This is a genomic window from Streptacidiphilus carbonis (genome assembly GCF_000787775.1).
In the GTDB taxonomy this organism is placed as follows: Bacteria; Actinomycetota; Actinomycetes; order Streptomycetales; family Streptomycetaceae; genus Streptacidiphilus; species Streptacidiphilus carbonis.
Genome location: NZ_BBPM01000130.1, coordinates 1 through 4,216, shown reverse-complemented (window position 1 = coordinate 4,216; position 4,216 = coordinate 1). Strand labels below are relative to the sequence as shown.

At 69.2% G+C, this 4,216-nt stretch carries 2 protein-coding genes and 1 pseudogene; all 3 read right to left on the bottom strand.

What is annotated here, in order from left to right; genetic code table 11:
• Window positions 1-53: 53 nt before the first annotated feature.
• Window positions 54-224, bottom strand: a pseudogene (locus tag TR46_RS45690) (IS701 family transposase); the annotation flags it as partial.
• A 560-nt stretch (window positions 225-784) separates the two neighbouring features.
• Entirely contained in the window at window positions 785-1,414 is a 630-nt protein-coding gene (locus tag TR46_RS38760) for a hypothetical protein (RefSeq protein WP_052433475.1), read from the bottom strand.
• A 565-nt stretch (window positions 1,415-1,979) separates the two neighbouring features.
• Window positions 1,980-3,551: a Na+/H+ antiporter gene (locus TR46_RS37515; protein ID WP_042411795.1), complete on the bottom strand. Its 1,572-nt coding sequence runs from the start codon at window positions 3,549-3,551 to the stop codon at window positions 1,980-1,982.
• Between the last annotated feature and the right edge of the window lie 665 nt (window positions 3,552-4,216).

Genomic DNA, 4,216 nt, shown 5'->3' with positions numbered 1-4,216 from the left:
TATTGGAATCATGCTATAGGGCATAGAACTGGTTGGGCCAGTACCGGTGGTTTCCAGGTGGACTCAGACAGGAAGAACTGCAGGCGTTGCACGGCCGGGTTCTGGGCGCCGACGGCCGGTTCGGCGTCCGCCAGGCACGTCAGGGTCTTGTTCCGGTCCCGCGGCGCCAGCAGACCGGTCAGTTACTCGCGAAAGCCGCGCCGCTGGGCCAGCGAGACCAGCAGGTGCGGGTCGATGTCGCTGCTGTTGACGCTGAAGAACGCGAGCAGCAGGGTTGGCGGGATGGCCACCGCCGAGACGACAGCGAACAGGCTCGTCAGCACCCGGTCCTGCCGTTCGCGGGCTTCCTGGCCGGCCCCGATCAGGGCCGCGCTGCGGCTCTGGATGACCGTGCCCAGTCGCTCGACCATCCGGGCGGTGTTGGCCGCGGCCCCCTCGACCGCGAGCTGGTCGTACAGGGAGGCCCGGAAGAGCTGCATGAGGTTGTCCGGGATCAGGACGCTGTCGATGTAGGCCTCTACGCCGAAGCTCAGGTCCAGCTGGATCTCGCCCATCTCGTCGGTCAGCAGGGTGAATGTCTGCCGCGACTGGTCGATCGACTCGCCGCGCGACCTGGAATGGTCCTCCAGCGCACGGTAGGCGCGGCTCCGGGAGCGGTGGAGCACGGCGAATGCCGCGACGACCAGGATGGCGACCAGCGTCATCTTGTCCTGGGAGCGCCGATTCCACCCCGCGACTACGGAAGCGCCCCGGACGTGGGCCACCAGTGCCGTGCCGCGAGCATTCAGATCCGGCGGGGAACGGAAGCCTGGCTGCTCCCTGCGGCCGTTGTGCCGATGGAAGAATCTGTCATCCATGAGCAGGGTGTGAACGGCGGTCGACAACGACGGCTCGCCTCCAGGAGTTCTGCGGCGAACGCCCCTTCCGCAAAGATCATCGTGTGGCCGTAGCCGAGGCGGTAGCCCGCGGGCATCCCCAGCCTGCCCCCGAGCCAGTCGACGAACGCGGCACCCGCCACAGTGATCGCGTCCCGGTGCCCCTGCATCTGCTCCCGGTACCTGACGACGCCGTCCAGCGATGGCGAGCCCTCGAACCGCGACTCGACGAGGACCAGCGGATCGCCCCGTGACGTGAGCAGCGCGGTGACCGTCACCCGGGACAGCATCGTCCCGATCTCGCCGCAGAACTCCCGCGTCGGGACGTTGTCCACCATGATCACGCGAGGCAGCAGGCCCAGCGGATCCAACAGGTAGCGCTGAGACTCTCCGATGTCCAGAATCGCATGCAGGCCGCGACTGTCGTCCTTGGGCGCCAACTGCTCGGTCAGGCTGTAGACCGACACCGCTCGGACGTCCGGAGCCGCACCATCGTCCGCTGACATCAGCCCCCAAAGGATGAGCGCGAATCCCGTCATCAGCAGCGTAGAGAACCCGCGCCGCGCCGGTACGTGATTGCCCCTGATTCCCGGTCGGACCAGGGTGCTCCCGTGATAATGCCGTTCGCGCCTTGATGTCCGCTTCGGGATGAGATCTGGGGGGTGCCCTGCTCGGCGGGGTCGGCCAGTGCTCCGGGGGCAGGCCCGGGTGAACAAGCCGGGCTCGGTCTTGACGAGAATGCCACGGTTCACCAGGCACTTCAGCTTGGACGGGATGCCCTGGGTGTTGGCGGGCGGGATCGGCAGGTCGAGGGCCGAAGAAGCAGGATGGCGGCTGCGGCGGCGCTCAGGGGGTTGACCTGGTCGACGTCCAGATGGATCTGGCGGATGGTGGGTTGCGCAGTGCGAGGAGTCGGTCGGCGATTCCTTGGGCCGTGTCGGCGTTGACCACTCCGTGCAGGCTTGCCACGAGTTGGTCCGGTGGGCTGGGGTGCACTCGGAGCGTGCGGTCCTGGTAGGTCATGGTGCCCTCTCCGGTGCGGCGGACGGTGGAGCTGGCCGCTCTGCTGCCAACCCGCAGCTGTGGATGGCAGGTGGGGGGTGGTCATCGGGTGGGGATGCCGGATTCCTCCAGGTCGAGGTCGTGTTGGAGTTGGCGGCGGGTGGTGTCGCTGATCTGGTGGGCTTCGTACAGGCGCTGCAGTTCGGTGCTCTGCAGGGCGATGACCTCGCGGCGAAGTTGGTGGTAGGCGAGCAGGACCGGTAGTTGGTCGCGCTGGTGGTCGGCGTCGGCGTCGGTGGTCTGGGCCTGGCTGTGGCGCAGGCGGGTGTCGAGGGTCTGCTGGAGGCGGGTCAGGGCGGCGGTCGGTGCTGCGGTCAGGTCGGCGAGCTGGTCGAGGTGGTCCAGGCCGGCCTGGGCCAGGTGCTGGCGGGTTTCCTCTTGTTCGCGGGCGGTGTCCTGGGGTTCCAGAGCCAGACCGGAGCGGGCGACCAGCGGGGCCAGGGTCAGCCCTTGGACGACCAGGGTGAAGACGACAACCGCGGTGGTCAGGACCAGCACCAGCGGGCGGCCTGGCAGGGCGGTGCCGTCGTCGGCGACCAGGGGGATGGACAGGGCTGCGGCCAGCGGCATCACCCCGCGGGTGCCGGCCCAGGTGACCACGGCAGCCACCCGCCAGGACGCCGCGCCCTCGACCGGGCGCACGACACGCGACAGCGGCCACACCCACAGCACGCGCAGCGCGATCAGCGCGGCGGCCAGGGCCAGGGCCTGCAGTGGCCAGGCGCGGCTGCCGGCGGGCAGGTCGCGCACCAGGGTGGGCAGTTCCAGGCCGATGACCGCGAAGACCACGCTTTCGAGCAGGAACACCACGACCGAGTACACCGCCTGGACCTGCAGGCGGATCCGGGCATCGCTCAGGCGGTGGCCCGAGCGTCCCAGGACCACGCCCGCGACCACCACCGCGGTGACCCCGGAGGTGTGGGCCTGTTCGGCCAGTACATAGGCGGCGTACGGGGTGACCAGGGCGATCACGGTCTCCAGCACGGGGTCGGTGGTCCGGGCGCGGATCAGCGCCACCGCTGCTGCCACGGCTGCGCCGGCCAGTGCGCCGCCGCCGGCCAGCACCAGGAACTGGCCCCCGGCCGCAGGCCGGCTGACCGCGCTGGCGGCCACGGCCAGGCCGACGGCGACCTTGAACATCACCAGCGAGGTGGCGTCGTTGAACAGGCTCTCGGCCTGCACCATCGTCTGCACCCGCCCCGGTAGCGGCAGGCGGCGGCCCAGGGCGGTGACCGCGACCGGATCGGTGCTGGCCAGGACCGCACCCAGCACCACCGCCATCGGCGCGGTCAGCGGGGTCAGCGCCACGGCCAGTGCACCGACGGCGGCGGCCGACGCCAGCACCAGGCCCAGGGCCAGGACGGTCACCGGCTTCCAGACGATCCGCAGGTCGCGCAGCGACATCTCCTCCGCCGAGGCGTACAGCAGCGGCGGCAGTACCACCAGCGCGATCACCTGCGGTGGGATGTGCAGGGCCGGGGTGCCCGGTATAAGCGCCACCACCACACCGGCGATCACCAGCAGCGAGGGCGCCGGGATCCGCCACCGGCGCGCACCGGTGGCCACCACCGTCGCCAGGACCACCAGGGCAAGAATCGTGCCCACTTCACGCATTTGGGGAACTCCACGTCGCCACCGGGGTCCCTGCCGCACCGACGCGACAGATCCATCCCCAGGCCGACCAGACTTCCCGGCTCACCACCGGCCACTTTATCGAACCTTTAACGCCAACGGGCCCGACCGCGCTGGCACGCCACCGAGGAAAGCGAGAGCAGCAGGGCAGTGCCTCGGCGCGTCTACGGCGAGCAGTAGCGAAATCCCGTTTGATACCCCGCCAGGCTCTCCCATTGGCCGACTGGAAGGCTCGGACCGTGCCTTAACGCATTCTTGACGCCGGTGTTTCCGCTGCCCGTCCCTCGCCACTGTGGTCAGACGCTGTGGACTGGGCGGAGCCGTCGGCATGGCGGGTGGCCGACGGAAAGATTGACGTGTCCTTAACGCGCTCACCCTGAGTGATCATTTGGGCGCTTTCCCTTGAAAAGGGCATCTGGCCTGCGGGAATGCGGTGCGGTGGGTCGTCGGCGGTGTCTTGCTCCTGGGCTGGGGAACATGCCGGGGAGGCTGTCGGTCCGTACCCTCCCGGTTGTGTCCAACGTGCCTCAGGTGCTCAAGCGCCTTGTCATCGGTCAGGCCATGCGCAGTGAGGAGTTGGGGGAGACCCTGCTTCCCAAGCGCATTGCGCTGCCGATCTTTGCTTCCGACCCGCTGTCCTCGGTGGC